The organism is Aquincola tertiaricarbonis, assembly GCF_000969605.1.
GTDB lineage: Bacteria > Pseudomonadota > Gammaproteobacteria > Burkholderiales > Burkholderiaceae_C > Aquincola > Aquincola tertiaricarbonis.
This window is the reverse complement of record NZ_JZUE01000001.1, coordinates 418,341-435,335: the sequence shown is the minus strand read 5'-3', so window position 1 is coordinate 435,335 and position 16,995 is coordinate 418,341. Positions and strand designations below refer to the sequence as shown.

The window sequence follows — 16,995 nt, the reverse complement described above, 5'->3', positions numbered from 1 at the left end:
TCTCGCCGCTTGGAATATCGCTTGCTCCATACCGCGAACAAAGGCCGTCATTCAGAAATCCATTTTCTGAGCCGCGCCACGAACTCCGGCTGGGCAAACTGCGGCAAATCGATGTCCGTTTGCGACGCGCCACCTGCTTCGAGCAGTTCCAGAGCCTCTTGCGGCTCCCAGGCGACCCGCACACCGGGCCGGTTCTGCATCCAGCGCGCGGTGGCCAACTGGTGCTCGTTGCGGTGCTCGCCCAAGGATGCCTTGCGCGGCACGATGATGATGGGCTTGCGATGCTTGAGCGCGCTCAGGATGGACCCCATGCCCGCATGCGCCACGACGATCCGTGCCCGCGAGAACAAGGCTTCCATCTCCGATGCGGAAACGAAGGGCTGCGCCTTGAGGTGTTTGATGTCCAATTGGCTGGGCCCGACTTGCGCCACCACTTCTTCCGACTGGCCAGCCGACCAGTCGTCAATGGCACCGACGAGACGATCGAACGCCAGCTGCGTTCCGACGGTCACCAGGATCACAGCACACCTCCCCAATGCGACGGCCCACCCGGCTCGGCCAGATGCTCCCACTGCGTCAGACACAAGGACGAGATCCGCCTGGCGAGCTTGCCCGAGCCGGACAGTTCCTCGCTGTTGGCGATGCTGTCGATCCATACGGTACGGGCGCCCACCAAACGCCCGGCGGCGATCGCGGCCAGCCCGGGAGCCGCGCCCGTCGTGATGACCACGTCGGGGCGCTCGCGCAGAACGATCACCAGCACCTGCAGGAACATCTTGACTAGCTTCAGCTTGTCCCAGCGATTGGCATCGGCCACCCTCAGCACGGGCCCGCCGTCGACCGATTGCGCACCCTCCGCCGTGGTGATGTAGAAGACGCGCGCGCCCTCCCACGCCGGCGTGAGCCGAAGCAACTGCACCCAATGGCCGCCTGCGGAAGCCACTGCGGCCACCTTCAAGTTCTTCATCCACGCCCTTCCGTGAGCTCTTGGTACACCGCCTCCAAGCGTGGCACCACGGCCACCTCGGAGAACTCGCTCGACACACGCTGCCAGCCGCGTGCAGCCACGTCGGCACGCAAGGTCGCGTCGCTTGCCAGCGTGGCGAGCACACGCGCCAGCGCGGCCACATCGCCAGGTTCGATCAGCCATCCGTCGACCCCGCTGTTGATCAGGTCCGGAATGCCCCCAACCGTGGTCGACACCACCGGCAGGCTCTCGGCCATCGCTTCGAGCAGACTCATCGGCAGCCCCTCGTTAAACGACGGCAGCACGTAGGCATCGGCCTCGCGCAGCAGGCGCAGCTTGGTTTCGCCGCCGACCCAGCCTTCGAAACGAACCAGCGCTTCGACGCCGAAACGGCGTGCATGCTCGCGCGCCTGTTCGATCTCGCCGTCGCCGCCGACGACGAGTTCGAACTTCAGTCCGGTGATACGGGCGGCTTCGGCCACGGCTTCGATGAGCGGATAGATGCCCTTGCGCGTGCCGACCGCACCCAGGAACAGCAAACGAAAGGTGCCGTCCGGCGCACGCGGGGCGCGGTAAGGTGGCACACGCACATAGTTCGCGAGCACCTCGATGCGCGCCCGCGGCGCCACCGTCGCGATGTAGCTGCGCCAACGCGGAGACAGAACTACCACGCGCGAAGCGGCCTCCAGGTTGGCGCGGATCAGCCTGCGCACCGGCTTGCGCTGACCGTCCATGAACTTGACCGTCTCGGAGCCATGCAGGTGCAGGATGACCGGAATGGCGGCCAGCCGGGCGATCCAGACGAAGACGCTCTTGCGCCAGAAGCTGCCGCGCATCGCGGCGTGCACATGCATCAGCGCGACCTGCCTGCGGGCGACGAGCTGCACGCAACGACGGTAGGCCGTCAGCGCCATGCGCAGCCGCTGCGACAACGAACCCTCCGCATGCGGCTCGATCCGTTCGACCGCCCAGCGGTCGAAGATGCCGCTTTCACGGTAACCGTCGACCACGGAGCGCATCCCACCCTTGGCGCCGGTGCAAATCATGAGCAGGCGTTGACCGGGCTTCACGCGTGCTGCCCTTGCGACTGCCGCGCCTGCGCTTTGACCTTGGCCTCGTACATGTGGGCCATGCCCAGCATCATCAGTGCGAAAGCGCTCATATCGGGGTCGGAGTAGATGGGCGAGGTGAGCGACACCATCAGGGGCAGGAACTGCCCGCAGAACGCGTAGCCCCAGAACACCTTCACCTGTATCGTCGGCGCCTTGATCATGCGGTAGAGGCTCAGGATCATGGCCAGCACAGGGATCGCGGCCAGCAGCAGGAAGCCGATCCAGCCGAACTCGGCGATGAAATTCGGCCAATAAGTGTCCAGCAGGAAGATGTCCATCCGGTACCACCAGAACGTGCCGTAGCCGAGCGCCGAAAACAGCTCTCGATTGAACATCTGGGCGCCGACGCCGCCGAAGGTCCCCAAGCCGCTGCCCAGCGGCCAGAAGTCGTTGGCCACCTTGAACGAATCGGCATAAAGCACCGGTCGCGCCGAGACGATCGACTTCACCCCGGTGACCAGGCCCCACTCCGACGCCACGTCGTACAGACGGTCCGGTCCTACGAAGGTGAGGATCACGACGGCCGCAAGCAGCGTGGCCACCGTCAGCCAGCCTGCGATGCCCCACAGGCTGCGGGCGCGGAAGGACAGCACTACCAGGCCGATGCCGAGCACCGTGGCAAGTGCCTCCTGCATCTGGCCGCTGGCCATGACCAGCAGCCACAAGGGCATGCCGAAGACCACCATACGCCACAGGCTGATCACGCCGCCACGCCACTGCACGGCCAGGAGCAGCAGGAAGAAGCCCGAGAAGTAGGCCAGCACGCTGCTGTGCACGAACGGCCCCGTCATGCGCCATCCCAGGCCACCGAGCAGCGGGTTGGAGGTGTGCTGAAACTCCGTGACATTGCGCGCCAGCGATCTGAACAGCCCGGGCGCACCCAGCTCGAGCAGCAGGAACGAAGCCGCCAGCGCCGCATACACCAGCGAAAGCCAGCGCAGCCTGGCGTGGTCGGCTTGCTGCCAGCACACGCGGAAGCCCAGCGCGAGCATCAAGGGCCATTTCAGGTTATAGGCGAACTGGTATGCAGCCGCCTTCGAATGCCGGTAAGGCGACAGCGCCGTCCCGAGCACGGCCACCACGGCGGCGAGCACGAACAGCAGCGCCATCCAACGCAGCGCCGGCGAACTGCGCAGCGCCTGCGGCAGTGCCATCAGAATCAGCGGCACCATACACAACAGCCACAGCTCCATCAGGCCGTTCAGGCGAACCGGCGCGAACGTGGTCATGAAGTTGACCGCCCCGGCCAGCATGATCGCCGTCCAGAAGGCCCCGTTGGCGCCATGCCTGAAGCTTGCAAGACCCGAGTTGGCCAGGAAGACGATGATGCCGGCCACCAGTGCGACCAAAATCACCAGGTAGATGCCCAGGCCGATGGCCGTGCCGAGGCCCAGCACCAGGCCCAGCAACACGACGACGACGGCGATGGCCACCACGCCCAGGACGTGCGCGATGCCGCCTCCGGGCAGGCGCAAGATGGCTGCGTTCATTCGGGCAGTCCTGTCAGCGTTTGGCCAATTCGCCGCATGGCGTCTTGGCGAACATGTCGTCGAAGTTCGACTCGTCGCGGCCGACACGGATGGCATCGGCGTACATCTCTCGGCTGGCCGCTGCCACGCCTCCAGGTGCGTAAAGACCGACCTTCGGGTAGTTGCCAGGCCGCGTCAGGTAGCTGTTGGCCGCGGGCCCAGAGTCGTAGACCTGTTGCCGGCCATCCCAAACGGTCAAGCGGCGATCGTCGGCGTTCTTGGACCATTGGCTACGCAACACCCAGCAAACCCACCGGTCCAGCGGCAGCTTGCCCAGCGCGACCCGGCGGGTGTTCAGCTGGTCCTGCGTCAGCGGCTGGTCCGGCGCCTGCCGCTGGTCTTCGCGCAGCAGCAGCGCCAGGTCGTCGCCCCGCACCACGAACCCGATCGGCGGCGGCACGGGCACGCCCATGCGACTGGTGTGCACCTGCGCCAGCGAGATCGGCAGGCGCGCCGGCGTCCAGGGCGCAGGCACGTACACGCTGAGCGCGAACCAGCGCACGCCCTCGGCCGTCGCGGCGTCCCGCGTGAAGACCTCGGTGCGCTGTCCGTTGGCCACCTTGCGGTCGGCGGCATCCAGCCGCATGTGGAACACCTGGCGGCCACCGCCCGCCGGGTCCCGCTCGGTCTTCAGGCGCTGCGGCTCGGCGGCTTGAAGACCGTGACGCTGTGCAGTCAACGCCTCGTCATCCTTGGGCGAGGCATGGGCAACCGAAACCCCCAGATTGCTAAGCAGAATGCAGCTGACCAACTGCACTGTTCGATTTCTCATTTGCCGATCCTTTCCAGCGGCGCCGGATAAGGCGTGCGTGCAGCCTTGTCTTCACCGATTACGCTCGCAGGATTGCCTGCCACGATGGCGCGGTCAGGGACGGACTTGGTGACCATCGCGGCCGCGCCGACCGTGCTGCCGCGCCCGATCGTGATCCCGCCGATGATGATGGCCCCGGCGGCCACGGTGGAGCCGTCCAGCAATTTAGGAACACCGTTGCGCGATCCGCCAATGGTGATGTGATGCAGCAGGGTTACGTTCGCACCAATCACCGCACCTCCGTTGACGATGAGACCGTACGAGTGCTTGAGCAGCAACCCAGGCCCGATCCGACAAGTCAGAGGCAACTGCATGCATCGGCGCGCTGTCATGCCACGATGCATGAGCTTCAGGACACCCTTGCAAGGTGCCCTCAAACACCTCGGCAGCGCCTCTGCAGCGTGGAACAGGCGATGGGTGAGCAGCGGCCGGAAGAACGGCTTGGTGACCGCGGCCTTCATGAGCAGCTTTGCCGAATACCCGCCGTACAGCCGCCAGACGTCAGCCTTCAGCGCGGACACCGGGCTGAAGGACTGCACGGGCGAGGGAGCGGCCTCGTTAACAACGTTCTCGGTCACTGCAGCCTCGAAAAGGACACCGGCTGCGTGGGCGACGCGGCCGTGCCTCGAACCGTGCCCGCCACCAGGCCGGCCGCGAACACCACCCACGCCGACACCGCGTATACGGCCCTCGACAGCGAGCGCTTGCGCACCGTCATCAGCAGCACCGGCGCAACCCCGAGCACCCCCGCCGCCAGCAGCCAGCCGAGCGTCTGCGTCCACGCCGCCAGCACCAGCATCAGGAGCACCACGAGCATCCACAGCAGCACTGCGCCATACAGTCGGTAGACGTGCAATCGGGAGATCACAAAGCCGCAGTGCGCCTGGCCCCATGCCTGCCGCAGCAGTTCGCCACAGCCCCATGCGTACCGGCTGCGCCACCGCTTGCCCAGGAGCTTGAAGCTCGACTCGGTGTGGCCATAATGCTTGACGCCCGGAATGGCAAGACGCTCGAGCCGCCAGCCTGCCGTCTGCAGTCGCGCCGCCAGCTCGAATTCCTCGTAAGCGTGCAGATTGCGGTTGGTGAAATAGCCGACGGCCTGCAACGCAGAACGCCGGTACAGGCCACCCATGTCGAGCCGGTCGACAGGCCCCTGCCGCATGTGGCGCAGTCCGCGCTGCGAGCGGTTGAGGAACTCCTGGTTGTCCAGGTTCATTTCGCGCACCATGCCGCCGACACCGGCCAGCCGCGGATTGGCATCCAGCGCCTTCGAGGCCTCGTTCAAGAAATCCGCCTCGAACTCCATGTCGCCGTCTAGGATGTAGACGTACTCCCCTTGCGCGATCTGGTAACCCAGTTGCGCACCCACGCCGCAGCAGCGATCCGACGGATCGACCAATTGAACGATCTTCACCGGAAACCGCGCCGCGATCTTCACGGTGTCATCGGTGGACAGCGAGTCGGCCACGATCACCTCGCCACCGCCGGCCTCGTCCACTGCGAGCAGGGCCGAGCGAACGGCGCGCTCGATGTTTCGCTGCTCGTTCAGCGTCTTGATGATCACGCTCAGGCGCATGCGGGTCGTCCTTTCAACGTATCAAGGTCGCCAGCATCTGAGCCGGCACAGCGGCCTTGTCGCGCCACACCGGAATGCGCTCGGCCAGCAGATGACGGATCTCGCCCTCGCTGCGCTCCAACGAGCGCAAGCCTTCGGCCAGCGTCTCGGCGCTGACCTTGGGCGTGTCGAGCACCACAGGCAGATCACCGAACAGGTCGCGGTTGATGCCCTTGGCCTTGACGCTGTAGGCGATCGACAAGGTGGGCACGCCCGTGGAGAAGGCGCCGATGGTCGCGTGGGTGCGCGCACCGATGAAGAACCGGAAGTGCGAAATCAGGTACTTCAGCTGCGCAGCGTTAAGGTTCGCCGGCGCGAGCACGACCTTGGGCCCACCCAGCTGGTACTTCTCCATCAAGCCTTGCATGTACGCATGGTCGGAGTTGTAGGTACCACCGTCGAGCGGGCCGACGTGCGGCAGCAGCACCACGGCATAACCCGATTTCTCGTGCAGGTTGCGAACGAAGGTTGCGACTTCCCGGTCCAACTCGTCGCGGGAGGCTTCCGGATCACGGAACTTGCGAATGAGCGGGCTGACGTTCAGGCCGACGATGCCCTCGGGCGCTTGCGGCAGCAGCCCGGCCAGGTCGAATGCTTCCGGCATCATTGTGAAGGCCGGATCGGTCACCTGCACGACGGTCGACAGCCCCAGGCCCTGCAGATACGCGTAAGTCGCCGACTCGCGGACCGTGATCTGGTCGTACTGCGACAAGTGGCGCTTCATCAGCTGCTCGACGTGCGGCTTCTTGCTGAAGGGCCCCACCGATGCAGCCCAGAGCGCCGTCTTCTTGCCCATGCGGCGCGCGTTGTCGATGTAGCCGGCATGGTCGTAGAGCGAAGGCAGGTCGTAGTCGAGCGAGATGGTGTCGCCGCCCGTCATCACCACGACGTCGGAGCCGGCCATCGCATGGGCCAAGGGCCCGCCGAGCCGGTGCGACGGTCTGCCGAGCTGCTCCACCGCCGGAAGCAGGCGCCGGCTCCAGTGCCACAGCCGAAGCTTCTTCGGGAAGGGCGCCGCCTCGACGAACTGCACACCGGCGCTGCGGTAACCGGGCCACTGCCGCGCGTCGAGGTCCTGCCTTTGCGAGGGCACCACGAACTGCGCCCCTGGCACCTGCGTGCTGACCAGTTGCGTGACGGACCGGATCAGCGCCTCGCAGCCACGATTTCCGAAGTTGTTATGGCCCGCGAAGAACACTTTCATATGAAGAATCCGATGAGTGGTTGTAGACGCATCACTTGCCGCTCGCTGCATGAAACCAACGCCGCAGCCGCGCGGCGACACGGCGCGCCAGCGTGCGGTTCAAGTCACGGTACTGCTCGACGAGGGGTGTCATGCGCTTGAAGAAGATGCGGAGTTGGCCGGCGTCGCGCGCTTCCGCAAAGGCGCGGTGACTCTCGCGGGCAACGGCGGCCCGAAGCTCATGCTTGCGCCTGAAGCTGCGGTCATGCTCGAAAGCCGCAGGCTCGACACGCTTGCGGGGCGCCCATTCACCACGCTTGCGCGTCATCCAGAGCCGGTAAGCCAAGCCTTCGCGGCGATGCGAAAAACCGGACGCCTGGGACTTGACCACGTCAGCGGCCGACAGCGCATCGAGCGCCAGGCGGCCTTCGACGGCGGCCCTCTCCACCAAGGTGCGTACGACCGGATTGCGCACGATGACCACGTTCGTGCCCTTGCTGTCCTTCACGTACTGGGGCAACCATGCATCGCCGATGGTGACGTCGGCCAGTTCCGCCACGACGTCGTCGCAGAAGTCGCAGGGCTTGGGCTTGAAGAAGCCAAGCCCCCAGTCGTACCCGAACAGCTCCCGTACCGGTGAAATGACCGACTGCGTGCTGCCCCCCGCAGCCGGCGCCTGGGTGGCGGCGACCCCGTATTGGTTGGCCTGCGCACCGGGCAGCTTGTGCCGGAAGTCGAACGCTAGCAGTTCTTGCGGCGGCACGCCCATCTGCCATGCCAGCAGCTCGGCGAACCGGCGCGTCTTCAGGTGGCCGCATACCAAGCCGATGCAAAGCGCAATCCGGGATCTGATGACTTCGTCCTTCATCGCGACCAGCCGCAGCGCCTTCAGGACGCAAGGGATCCCGACGAAGACGTATCGACCCTCGGTGGTCCTGACTTCCGCCAGCACCTGGGTCAGCGTGATCGGGTAGTACCGGGACTTTGAGCGCGACAGCACGTCACGCTCGCTTCTCGATATGGCGTATTCAAACAGCGTCTCGCCGGCCTGCGCACCAGTGATGGCGCCGACATGCACCACCGCGTCCGCCAGGCCCGCTCGCAGGAATTCGACTGCCAGCCAGCTACCCATGCCGCCCGAACTACCGTTTTCGCGAAAGGCGCCTTCGACGACCTGTGCCGCGTGCGTGCTCACCACGCGGCCCAATTCTTCGTGCATCGGAACTGCAGCGCCGAACAACTGCTCACCCAGCGACGTTTCATCCTCGGTTGGCGTGCCGAATGGGCAGACGCTGGTAGCGAGCGCCCTGTGAGCCGGCGTCGCCTCGGCACGGATCCTCGCCACGGGCATGCCGTACTTGCTTTCGACCATCTCGACGGCCGCTGGCGCCGCGTAGGCGCAGGCCCCGCACCCGATGCAGTAGCCACCCTCCACCACGCGGACGATGTCGTCGGTCGCGCTTGCTTCGTTACCAGCAGAAGACATTTCGCTTAAGGATCCCATTGATCAACTCGCGCTCGCCCGGTTGAAAGGGGCGCCACAGACGGCAAAGCGCCAAGTAAACGACGACGCACACGCAAGCCCCGACCAGCACCTCGCCAGCGGGCGGAAGCGCAGTGGCCGCCGAAACCGCAAACGCTGCAGCCAGCGAGGCGACGCAAGCAACCAACACGATCCGTGCCATGCCCCCGGCGTCGAAGGGGAACCGGACACCACGGCCACGCATGGCGACGATCTGGCAGGCCACGAACAAGGCTTCGCTGAGCACAAGCCCAAGACACAGCGCCGCCAATCCGACCACGGGCGTCAACAGCGCACCGGCCCCCAGACCAAGTGTCCCTGCGGCGGCACCGATGAGCGATGCCCTGCCAAGCTCGAGCGCCTGCGAAAGCAAGCTCACCACCCCCCGCAGGCTTTGCAGCAGCAGCACGATGACGAAAAAGACTAGGTAGCTCCCTGCTTCGGGCAGCTTCCCCCCGGTAAGAAGGTCTGTCAGCGGTCGGTTGGTGACGATCAGCACGGCTCCGATCGGTGCCAGGGCGAATGCATTCAGTTTGAAAATCAGGCCGGCCATGAATGCAAGGCGCTGCTGATAGTCCTCGCGGTTGCGCGCGGCCACGAACAATGGCCGTATCAGGTTCATCAACAAAAATGTCGGCAGGTACCGCTGCAGCATGGCGCTGAACGCAGCCGCAAAACCAAAAGCTGCAACCTGGGTTGCGCCGACAAGGCGCGCGGCGACCAGCTTCACCGAATCCGGACCCCAGCTGGTGTAAAGCAACTGGGCAAGAAAAGCGGGCGCAACATAACTGAATATGCGCTTTCCCTCGGACTTGCTTGTCTCGTCGGCCGCCTGCGGCAACCTTGAGACGAACCGCACCAGGCTTGCAGCGCCGTAAGCACATCCGGCAACGCTGGCCGTCAGGTCGATCCACAACCAATGTACGAGCGCGACCACGCCATCATCGGACGAAAAATACATCGCCGCCAACAGCAGAAGCCTCATGCTGGTGCGCAGCAGCACAGCCAGCTGCGAAGACTTCTGCCGCAGCAGCGAATCCTGGCAAACCTCGATATACCTCGCCAATCCTTCGAAAAAGATGATGAACAGATAGATGAGAATAATCTGGGGCTGCGCAGCCACCCCAAAAAAGCCGGCGATATAGTCAGACGCGAAAAAGCAGGCCAGCAGCACCACCGCCAAGGTCACGGCGCGTAACGCCAACAGTTTTGCGACGATGGCGCGCAGTGCTGCGTTCCGGTCGGCCGCACGCAACTCAGGGATATACCGCTGCGCTGCGAGGATCAAGCCAAAGCTGGAGGCGATTTGCACGACCTCCAACAGCGACAGCAGTGTGATATAGAAGCCGTAATCCGCCCCCGAGAGCGCTCGCACGAGGATCAAGAGCAGGCACAGCGCCACAACCGCAGCGGCGGACCTCCCAAAAAGAAAATGCAGGAGGCTGGCACGCACAGCGTGCTTGGAATAATGCCCAGAGCGCATAGGGGAAGCGAATCGCCGCTGCTCAGCGGCCAAATACCCGGCTCTTATAGCCGGCTGAGAATTCCGCTTCCATGTCAGTCAGGAATTGCTGCTGCGCGGTGAACGCGACATCGCTTTGCGCATCGATGCTCGAAACGCGAACGAGCATGCCGTCGGGAACGTAACCACGGGTCGTATAGGCGAGCTGAGCGAGCTTCTGCTCCGTGCCACTGGTAGCCACGCGCTCACCGACCATCACCCAGTAAGTCACAGGCTCCACTCGCCCGCCCATTTTGGTGACGAGTTGGCACACGGGCTCCTGATGAGAGCCGATGGACAAGGTATCGCGGCGCTGGTCCATCAATTGAAACCCCTGCGCCGGGTAACACACTTCCGGCCGATGCGCACGGGTGGCATCGGACTGGTCTCCGCCGTAGGCCACCGACAGCATGATGCGGTAGCCCTGGCGATTGACATAGGTGCGGCTGAGCGTTTGACTGTAGATCTTCGTCAGCACTGCGGCTTGGTCGGGCGATACCAACTGTACTGGCATGCGGTCGTCTACGACCCAACCTGCGAACTGCTTGGGGAAAAGATCCTCTAGGTCCACCCGGGGCCGGGTGTCGATGAGGTTCTGGCTGGGCCGCCATGCAGACGCAGCAAAGGCCGCGAGCAGCATCAACAGCAGGACGACCACGCTGCGGACGCGCGTTGTACTGAACATCATTGCGCCGCCCTCCGCTGCGCAGGCAGGAACAGCCCCAGGATCTTGTCGAGCACTAGCATCAGTATCAGGGCGACCATAAACAGCACCATACCCGCAAAACCATGGACGAACCCCTGACCGGCCTCGTCTCCGAAGTGGTACGTCACCAGCACCAGAATCATCACGCGCACGATGTTGGCCACGAACGCGGTGGGCACCAGCAGCAGCGCAAGCGCGATGTTTCGCTTGGCGTTGGTGTAGTTCATCAGATTCATATACAGCATGCCCAACGCCTCGAGCGTGAACATGCTGTTGAGGCCGGCACATGCATCGGCCACGAGAAGCTGGTACGGCCCCACGGTCATGACGACCCCGCTGCGTCCCACGGGATAGCCCAACGAATAGAGCAGGTTGCTTGCCACGGCGGACACGGCACTCTTGAGCGGACCGGTGACGGCAGCCACAAGCGCTTCAGGCAGCGGGATCATGAAGATCATGAAGAACAACGGGAACCACAGGATCCGCAATGCGCGCCAGCCCCTGAACAGGAGGAACAGGCTCGCGATGACGCCGATCTGCGAGCTGATCGAGAACATGATGATGTCCTGCGACAGGCCAACCACGCAGAGAAACAGCGACAACACCAGCAACGACCAGCCCGCGAACTGGGCCGGCACGCCAGGCAGCGCGGCAACGTCGTGCCGCTTTCGGAAGATCAACCAAGCGCTGACGGCAAGGATGATCGGACCGTGGCCCTGCTCGTCGGTGGCCCAAACCGTACGCGCCAGCTCTATGTAGGCAGGCCCATATAGCATGACGAGGCCAGCGGCCACGATGCAGAACGCCAGCCAGTCGAATCCCGACGGGACCAAGGGCTGGTGCTCTCCACGCACCGCGGGTCGTTGAGCGTCGGTCACTGTTGTCACATTTTCCTCAGAACTCGTTGAAGACTACACCGGCCAGCTTGGCAGGCGTCTCCGCCAAGTTCGCCACGAGATCCTGCAGCGCCGCCACGCGGCCCTTGTCCTTGCGGGCCACCACGAGCGCCGCACCGCAACGCGCCGCGATGACGGCACTGTCGCTGCCATAGCGCGCCGCCGGCGTGTCCACCACTACATGATCGAACTTGGTCACGAGCTCGCGCATGAGCAGTCCGAACGCGGGACGCTCGACCAGCTCGAGCGGGTTCGGCGGTGTCGTGCCCACGGGCAGGACGAACAGGCTTGGCACGCCGATCACCTGCTGTATCACCTTGGTGCCGGAGCGGCCGCCCAGGATGCCCGACAGGCCGACCTTGTTGTCGACGTTGAAGACCTCGTGCTGGCGCGGATGCCGAAGGTCGGCATCGACCAGCAGCGTGCGGCCGCTGAGCTGCGCCAGCACGACAGCCAGGTTCGCCGTAAAGAAGGTCTTGCCATCGCCGGACTCGGGGCTGACCACTGCCAGTGCACGCCGCTCCTGCCCCTCGTTGAACAGGCGCATCATCACCTGGCTGCGGATGGCCCGGAAGCTCTCGGCCTGGACGCCGAAAGGCTGGTTGAGCGCAGCGAGCTCGGGACTCGCCTTCCGCCGCTCTTCGGGTGCGTAGGGATAGTGAAACTGCTGGCTCAGCGCGAAGAGAACATCGTCGTTGCTAGCGTAGCCGAGCGTGACAGCGGCCTCGCCAAATCGGACGCCCTTCTCTCGTTGATGCCGGACGATTGTTTCGACCTGCTCGGCCGACAGCTCGCGCAGATCGGCAAGGATGCTGCCAATGGACCGGTCGGCCACGGCAGGTTCGTTGTTATCGGCTTGCAAGTGGCTCGTCTCGGGGTTGCGGGGGGAAAGCATCGCTGCGCTTGCGTTAATGATGGCCCGGGCCAGGCAGCGCGAGTGAACGCTGCGCCAGGCCGAGGGCTGCCGGGCGGGCCGGATTGAAGCGCTTGGCGCTCGGCGTGGGCAGAGAGCCGATGACAGGCAGACCAAGGTACGCCACCGCATCTTCGGAGCTGCGCACGCGCCGGTCAGAGAGCTCCATCAGCAGGGCAACACCGATGGCGAGGATCAGCCCGAGCACGATGGCCAAGGCAGTGTTCAACAACAGCTTGGGGCTTGCGTGCTCGACTGGCGGCTGCGCCACCGTCAGCACATTGACGTAGCTCTGCGTGTTCTGCGCTTCCAGGCCCGCCTGATTCAGGCGCGTCATCAGATTGTCATAGATGCGCTGCGCATTCTCGACCTCACGCAACAGCACGGACCCCTCGTCCCGCACTGCCTTCATCTGCAGCACCGACGCACGCTGCGCATCCAGCGCAGCACGCAGTTGCGCCTCGCGGGACTTGTTGATGTCATTGCTTACGCCGACGCCGCTGCTGACACGCGCAATCTCCGCATTCATGCGCGAGCGCAACTCGGTGATGTTCGCGCGAGCCTCGACCACTTGCGGATGCCGGTCGCCGAGCCGCTGGGTCAGCTCTTGCAGCTTGGCCTCGTTCCGCGCGAGGTCAGCCCTCAGGCCGCTGATCAACGGATTGTTCAGCACCTCCTGCAGTCTGTCGGCCTGGTTGCCACGCGCCTGAGCTTGGCGGCTTGAGCTCTCGGCCGAGATAGCCTGGAGCTGCGTGAGCTGGCTGCTCAGTTCATTCAAGCGGGCATTCTCGACGTCCAACCGCTCGTCCGTCGCGATGATGCCGTTCGATTGCTGGTACTGCGACAGGCGCTGCTGAGCCTTCTCCAGCGCATCGCGTGCATCGTTCGTTTGCGCACGGAAAAAGCTGGTGAACTGCCTTGCCGGATCGACCTTCAGCTCAAGCGTGGTCGCAATGTAGGCCTGTGCAAATGCATTCGCGATGCCGGCTGCGAATCGTGCGTCCGGGCTCTTGTAACCGATCGAGATCACATTGCTGTCTCGCGATGGCCGGACGTCGAGAGACTTGTGCAGGATGTCGACCAAGTACTGCTCGAAGGTACCTTCGCCGTTGGTCTCGGCCTGCCACTGCTCGCGGATGGCGGCGTTCTCGGAGAGTTTGAGGTCGCGAATGACGCGCAGCGCCACGCGGTCACTGCTCAGCACATCGACCTGCGTCGACATGAAGGTCGGCAAGGCCACACTGGGAAAGCCCATGGCCGACACCGGATCTGGCTTGACGTCGACCATCACGCTCGAAACACCCAGGTACTGCTTCGGGAGCACGAGACTTACGACGACCGTTACGGCCACTACCAGCGAAAAGACGGCTAGCGCGACCCACTTGCGCGCCTGCAAGATCGACAAGAATTGTCCGAATGTCATGTCACACCCTCGAATATGCCAAGCACAGCCGTCATCAGAACAGACTCTCGCGCACGTAGATCACGTCGCCGTCGCGCATGCGGTCGTCCATGCCGGGCGTGATGACTTCCACCTTGCCATCTGCCGACTTGCGATGCACGCGGATGCCCTTCTCGGTCCCGCGCTGCGTCAGGCCACCACCGGTGGCGAGCGACTGCATCAGCGTCATCCCACGCTCCAGACGCATCGGGCCCGGGCGCTGGACTTCACCATAGATGTAGACCGTCGGCTGGCGATCCACCCAGATCACGTCGCCGTTCTGGATAAGGATGTCTTCGGTGCGGACCTGCGCGCCGAAGATGGTCGGCACGTCGACTTCTGCACGGAACGGGCCGCCCGCCCGTGTACCCGTCACGATAACCACATCGGCGCCGTTGACTGCCGTACCCCCAGCCATCGCCAGCAAATCCGTCAGCCTCATTTCCGCAACTTCCAGCGGGTACCGGCCGGGCCGGTTCACCTGGCCCAGCACGTTGGCTTGGTTGCCGCGCACCTGCAGCACCGCGATGGTGACCTGAGGCTGCTTGACAAAGTTGCCGTTACGCAGGGCGTCGGAGATGGCCTTCTCGGCCGCCGAGATGCTCTGGCCGCCCAGGCGCACCTGGCCGATCAGCGGGTACGACACCACGCCTGATTCGCTGACGCGGGTTTCGAGCGTCAAATCGGGGTTCTGGTAGACGGTGATGCGGATGACGTCACCCGAGCCGAGCCGGTACTCCGGTGTGGACGAAGCCGGCATCGGCGCATTGCCGGCAGGGGCCTGAGCCTGGACGGCCGGCACCAGCGCCATGGACATCGACACCGCGACCAGCGCCGCACAATACCGAGCGAACCTTCGCTGCATCACGCTCTTCATCACTTGAGTCCCATTCCTTTGCTGATCGACGACGCATCCAGGCCACTGGCCGCCGGGGCCGGTGTCGGCGCCGGGGCGGGTGAGGTGGTCGAAGATGCGGCCGGCGCGCTGGCGGCGCCTTCCGCAAACTTGCCGACGTACTCGATCTGCGCACTACCGCGCATCTGCTTCACGTTCTCTTCCACCAACTTCCGCTTCCGGTCATTCAGCAGAAACTGCTCGATCGCCGGCGTGGCCTGCTCCAGCGTGACCGGCTGGCTGCGCGAATTGGCCAGCACGATGACCTGGGCGCCGGTGGGGGACGGCGTGAGCACGGCCTGGCCGTCCTGCATGCGGGCGAAGTTGTCCAGGCTGGCCAGCGGCAGCTGCTCGGCGGCGCGCACGGCCTGGTTGCCGGCAAACTTGAATTCGTTGGCCTTCAGGTACTCGACGAATTCGTTGATGTTCTTCGCTTCGGCCAGCTTGGCGCGAAGGCCGTCGATCTGCTCGGGCTTGGCTTCGATGGCCAGCTCCTGCAGGCTGTAGACGCGGCGCTCCTTGAACAGCGCCGGCTTCTCGTCGTAGTACTTGCGCACTTCGTCGGGGGTGGGCTTGCTCGCGGTCTCGCCGATCTTGTCGACGTAGGCGCGGGCGATGATCTCGCGCTTGGCGGCTTCAATCTGCTGCACCACGCGCGGGTCCCGGTCCATCTTCTGGTCCACGGCCTTCTGAACGGCCAGTTCCTGGTCGATCAGTCGCTCCAGGATCTGCTTGCTCGCCGCATCCGCCTGCTCGGGCCGCAAACCGCGCTGCTGCTGCAGCACGAAGTTGATCTGGTGAACCGTGATCTCTTCCTTGTTCACCTTGGCCGCGGTCTGGCTGGCCACCTTGCCGTCTTTCTTCTCGCCGCACCCCGCTGCCAGCAGCACCGCTGCCGAAGCCGCGGCAATGCAGGCCACCCGCCATGTGCGATGGGCCTGGGGATAGTGGTCGGATCGGGTCGTCACGCTGGAATCTCCCACCTTGCAGTGCAAGGGCTTGTCTCAGTGATGTGGGCTCGCAGGATGCGGACCAGCCTGGCGCCGGCCGTCAATCGCCCAGACGGCGGAGTGTATAGGGCTGTCCGTGGCAGATCCGTGTAAGCACTGACAGACAAGGTATCCATCCCCACGTATTCAGGGGAGGTCGTGCCGTCAGGCACGGCGGCTCAGCACTTGATGCCGACGTGCAGGGCCACGACCCCGCCTGTGAGATTGTGCACATCCACATGGCCGAAGCCAGCGCCCTTCATCAGGGCCTTGAGCGCCTGCTGGTCGGGGTGCATGCGGATCGATTCCGCCAGGTACTGGTAGCTCTGGGCGTCTCCCGCCACCCACTGGCCCAGGCGCGGCAGCACCTTGAAGGAGTACCAGTCGTAGGCTTTCTGCAACGGCGCGGCCACCTTGGAGAACTCCAGCACCAGCAGCCGGCCGCCCGGGCGCAACACGCGGTTCATCTCCTTGAGCGCACCGTCCTTGTGCGTCATGTTGCGCAGGCCGAAGGCGACGCTCACCAGGTCGAAGCTGGCGTCGCGGAACGGCAGCCGCTCGGCGTCGCAGATGGTGGTGGGCAGGACCAGTCCCTCGTCCAGCAGCCGGTCGCGACCGGTGCGCAGCATCGCCTCGTTGATGTCGGTGTGCACCACCAGGCCGCTGCTGCCCACCTTCTTGCTGAACGCCCGGGCAAGATCGCCGGTGCCGCCGGCGATGTCCAGCACGCGGCGGCCTTCGCGCAGGTCGGCCACGGCCAGGGTGTAGGCCTTCCAGGCGCGGTGCAGGCCCATCGACATCAGGTCGTTCATGACGTCGTACTTGGTGGCCACCGAGTCGAACACGCCGCGCACGCGCTGCGCCTTCTCGTTCTCGTCGACCGTCTGGAAACCGAAATGCGTCTGGGTCATCGAG

Annotated in this window: 17 protein-coding genes; all 17 read right to left on the bottom strand. The window is 64.6% G+C overall.

Annotation, left to right across the window (positions count from 1 at the left end):
• Positions 1-47: 47 nt before the first annotated feature.
• The gene (locus VO99_RS02080) at positions 48-521 is read right to left on the bottom strand and encodes a glycosyltransferase (protein WP_046111104.1); all 474 of its coding nucleotides are present in this window, start codon (positions 519-521) and stop codon (positions 48-50) included.
• Positions 518-967 (bottom strand): glycosyltransferase family protein, encoded by a 450-nt coding sequence (locus VO99_RS02075; RefSeq protein WP_046111103.1) that lies wholly within the window; start codon positions 965-967, stop codon positions 518-520. The genes VO99_RS02080 and VO99_RS02075 overlap by 4 nt, the downstream gene beginning before the upstream one ends.
• Entirely contained in the window at positions 964-2,037 is a 1,074-nt protein-coding gene (locus VO99_RS30055; RefSeq protein ID WP_198156835.1) for a glycosyltransferase family 4 protein, read from the bottom strand. Before VO99_RS30055 ends, VO99_RS02075 begins: the two co-directional genes overlap by 4 nt.
• Positions 2,034-3,569, bottom strand: coding sequence for a hypothetical protein (locus tag VO99_RS30050; RefSeq protein WP_046111101.1), 1,536 nt, complete (start codon positions 3,567-3,569; stop codon positions 2,034-2,036). The genes VO99_RS30055 and VO99_RS30050 overlap by 4 nt, the downstream gene beginning before the upstream one ends.
• A 13-nt stretch (positions 3,570-3,582) precedes the next feature.
• A complete protein-coding gene (locus VO99_RS02060; RefSeq protein ID WP_083440281.1) occupies positions 3,583-4,380 on the bottom strand; it encodes a heparin lyase I family protein in 798 nt (265 codons plus the stop codon).
• Positions 4,377-4,997 carry an LbetaH domain-containing protein gene (locus VO99_RS02055; protein WP_052736030.1) on the bottom strand — a complete coding sequence of 207 codons (621 nt, stop codon included), beginning with the start codon at positions 4,995-4,997 and terminating at the stop codon, positions 4,377-4,379. The genes VO99_RS02060 and VO99_RS02055 overlap by 4 nt, the downstream gene beginning before the upstream one ends.
• Entirely contained in the window at positions 4,994-5,995 is a 1,002-nt protein-coding gene (locus tag VO99_RS02050) for a glycosyltransferase family 2 protein (protein ID WP_046111099.1), read from the bottom strand. The genes VO99_RS02055 and VO99_RS02050 overlap by 4 nt, the downstream gene beginning before the upstream one ends.
• 13 nt (positions 5,996-6,008) lie before the next feature.
• Positions 6,009-7,238: a polysaccharide pyruvyl transferase family protein gene (locus VO99_RS02045; RefSeq protein ID WP_046111098.1), complete on the bottom strand. Its 1,230-nt coding sequence runs from the start codon at positions 7,236-7,238 to the stop codon at positions 6,009-6,011.
• Positions 7,239-7,269: 31 nt separating this feature from the next.
• Positions 7,270-8,703, bottom strand: a complete 1,434-nt coding sequence (locus VO99_RS02040; protein ID WP_046111097.1) for a Coenzyme F420 hydrogenase/dehydrogenase, beta subunit C-terminal domain — start codon at positions 8,701-8,703, stop codon at positions 7,270-7,272.
• Positions 8,687-10,192, bottom strand: coding sequence for a lipopolysaccharide biosynthesis protein (locus VO99_RS30045; protein WP_046111096.1), 1,506 nt, complete (start codon positions 10,190-10,192; stop codon positions 8,687-8,689). The genes VO99_RS02040 and VO99_RS30045 overlap by 17 nt, the downstream gene beginning before the upstream one ends.
• Before the next feature lie 52 nt (positions 10,193-10,244).
• Complete coding sequence (gene epsI, locus VO99_RS02030) at positions 10,245-10,928, bottom strand: exosortase-associated protein EpsI, B-type (protein WP_198156834.1); 684 nt, start codon at positions 10,926-10,928, stop codon at positions 10,245-10,247.
• Positions 10,925-11,824, bottom strand: coding sequence for an exosortase B (gene xrtB / locus VO99_RS02025; RefSeq protein ID WP_232315235.1), 900 nt, complete (start codon positions 11,822-11,824; stop codon positions 10,925-10,927). Before xrtB ends, epsI begins: the two co-directional genes overlap by 4 nt.
• 16 nt (positions 11,825-11,840) lie before the next feature.
• A complete protein-coding gene (locus VO99_RS02020) occupies positions 11,841-12,737 on the bottom strand; it encodes a polysaccharide biosynthesis tyrosine autokinase (protein ID WP_046111095.1) in 897 nt (298 codons plus the stop codon).
• Positions 12,738-12,750: 13 nt separating this feature from the next.
• Entirely contained in the window at positions 12,751-14,178 is a 1,428-nt protein-coding gene (epsF, locus tag VO99_RS02015; protein WP_046111094.1) for a chain length determinant protein EpsF, read from the bottom strand.
• Positions 14,179-14,212: 34 nt separating this feature from the next.
• Positions 14,213-15,073: a polysaccharide export protein EpsE gene (gene epsE / locus VO99_RS02010; protein WP_310733639.1), complete on the bottom strand. Its 861-nt coding sequence runs from the start codon at positions 15,071-15,073 to the stop codon at positions 14,213-14,215.
• The gene (locus VO99_RS02005; RefSeq protein ID WP_052736028.1) at positions 15,073-16,059 is read right to left on the bottom strand and encodes an EpsD family peptidyl-prolyl cis-trans isomerase; all 987 of its coding nucleotides are present in this window, start codon (positions 16,057-16,059) and stop codon (positions 15,073-15,075) included. Before VO99_RS02005 ends, epsE begins: the two co-directional genes overlap by 1 nt.
• 200 nt (positions 16,060-16,259) lie before the next feature.
• Complete coding sequence (gene ubiE / locus VO99_RS02000; protein WP_046111092.1) at positions 16,260-16,991, bottom strand: bifunctional demethylmenaquinone methyltransferase/2-methoxy-6-polyprenyl-1,4-benzoquinol methylase UbiE; 732 nt, start codon at positions 16,989-16,991, stop codon at positions 16,260-16,262.
• Positions 16,992-16,995 lie beyond the last annotated feature (4 nt).

Bases quoted from the DNA above. Each gene is read 5' to 3' on its own strand.
- VO99_RS02075 (WP_046111103.1), bottom strand. From the start codon at position 967: ATGAAGAACTTGAAGGTGGCCGCAGTGGCTTCCGCAGGCGGCCATTGG.
- VO99_RS30050 (WP_046111101.1), bottom strand. From the start codon at position 3,569: ATGAACGCAGCCATCTTGCGCCTGCCCGGAGGCGGCATCGCGCACGTC.
- VO99_RS02060 (WP_083440281.1), bottom strand. From the start codon at position 4,380: ATGAGAAATCGAACAGTGCAGTTGGTCAGCTGCATTCTGCTTAGCAAT.
- VO99_RS02050 (WP_046111099.1), bottom strand. From the start codon at position 5,995: ATGCGCCTGAGCGTGATCATCAAGACGCTGAACGAGCAGCGAAACATC.
- VO99_RS02045 (WP_046111098.1), bottom strand. From the start codon at position 7,238: ATGAAAGTGTTCTTCGCGGGCCATAACAACTTCGGAAATCGTGGCTGC.
- VO99_RS02040 (WP_046111097.1), bottom strand. From the start codon at position 8,703: ATGTCTTCTGCTGGTAACGAAGCAAGCGCGACCGACGACATCGTCCGC.
- epsI (WP_198156834.1), bottom strand. From the start codon at position 10,928: ATGATGTTCAGTACAACGCGCGTCCGCAGCGTGGTCGTCCTGCTGTTG.
- VO99_RS02020 (WP_046111095.1), bottom strand. From the start codon at position 12,737: ATGCTTTCCCCCCGCAACCCCGAGACGAGCCACTTGCAAGCCGATAAC.
- epsF (WP_046111094.1), bottom strand. From the start codon at position 14,178: ATGACATTCGGACAATTCTTGTCGATCTTGCAGGCGCGCAAGTGGGTC.
- epsE (WP_310733639.1), bottom strand. From the start codon at position 15,073: ATGAAGAGCGTGATGCAGCGAAGGTTCGCTCGGTATTGTGCGGCGCTG.
- ubiE (WP_046111092.1), bottom strand. From the start codon at position 16,991: ATGACCCAGACGCATTTCGGTTTCCAGACGGTCGACGAGAACGAGAAG.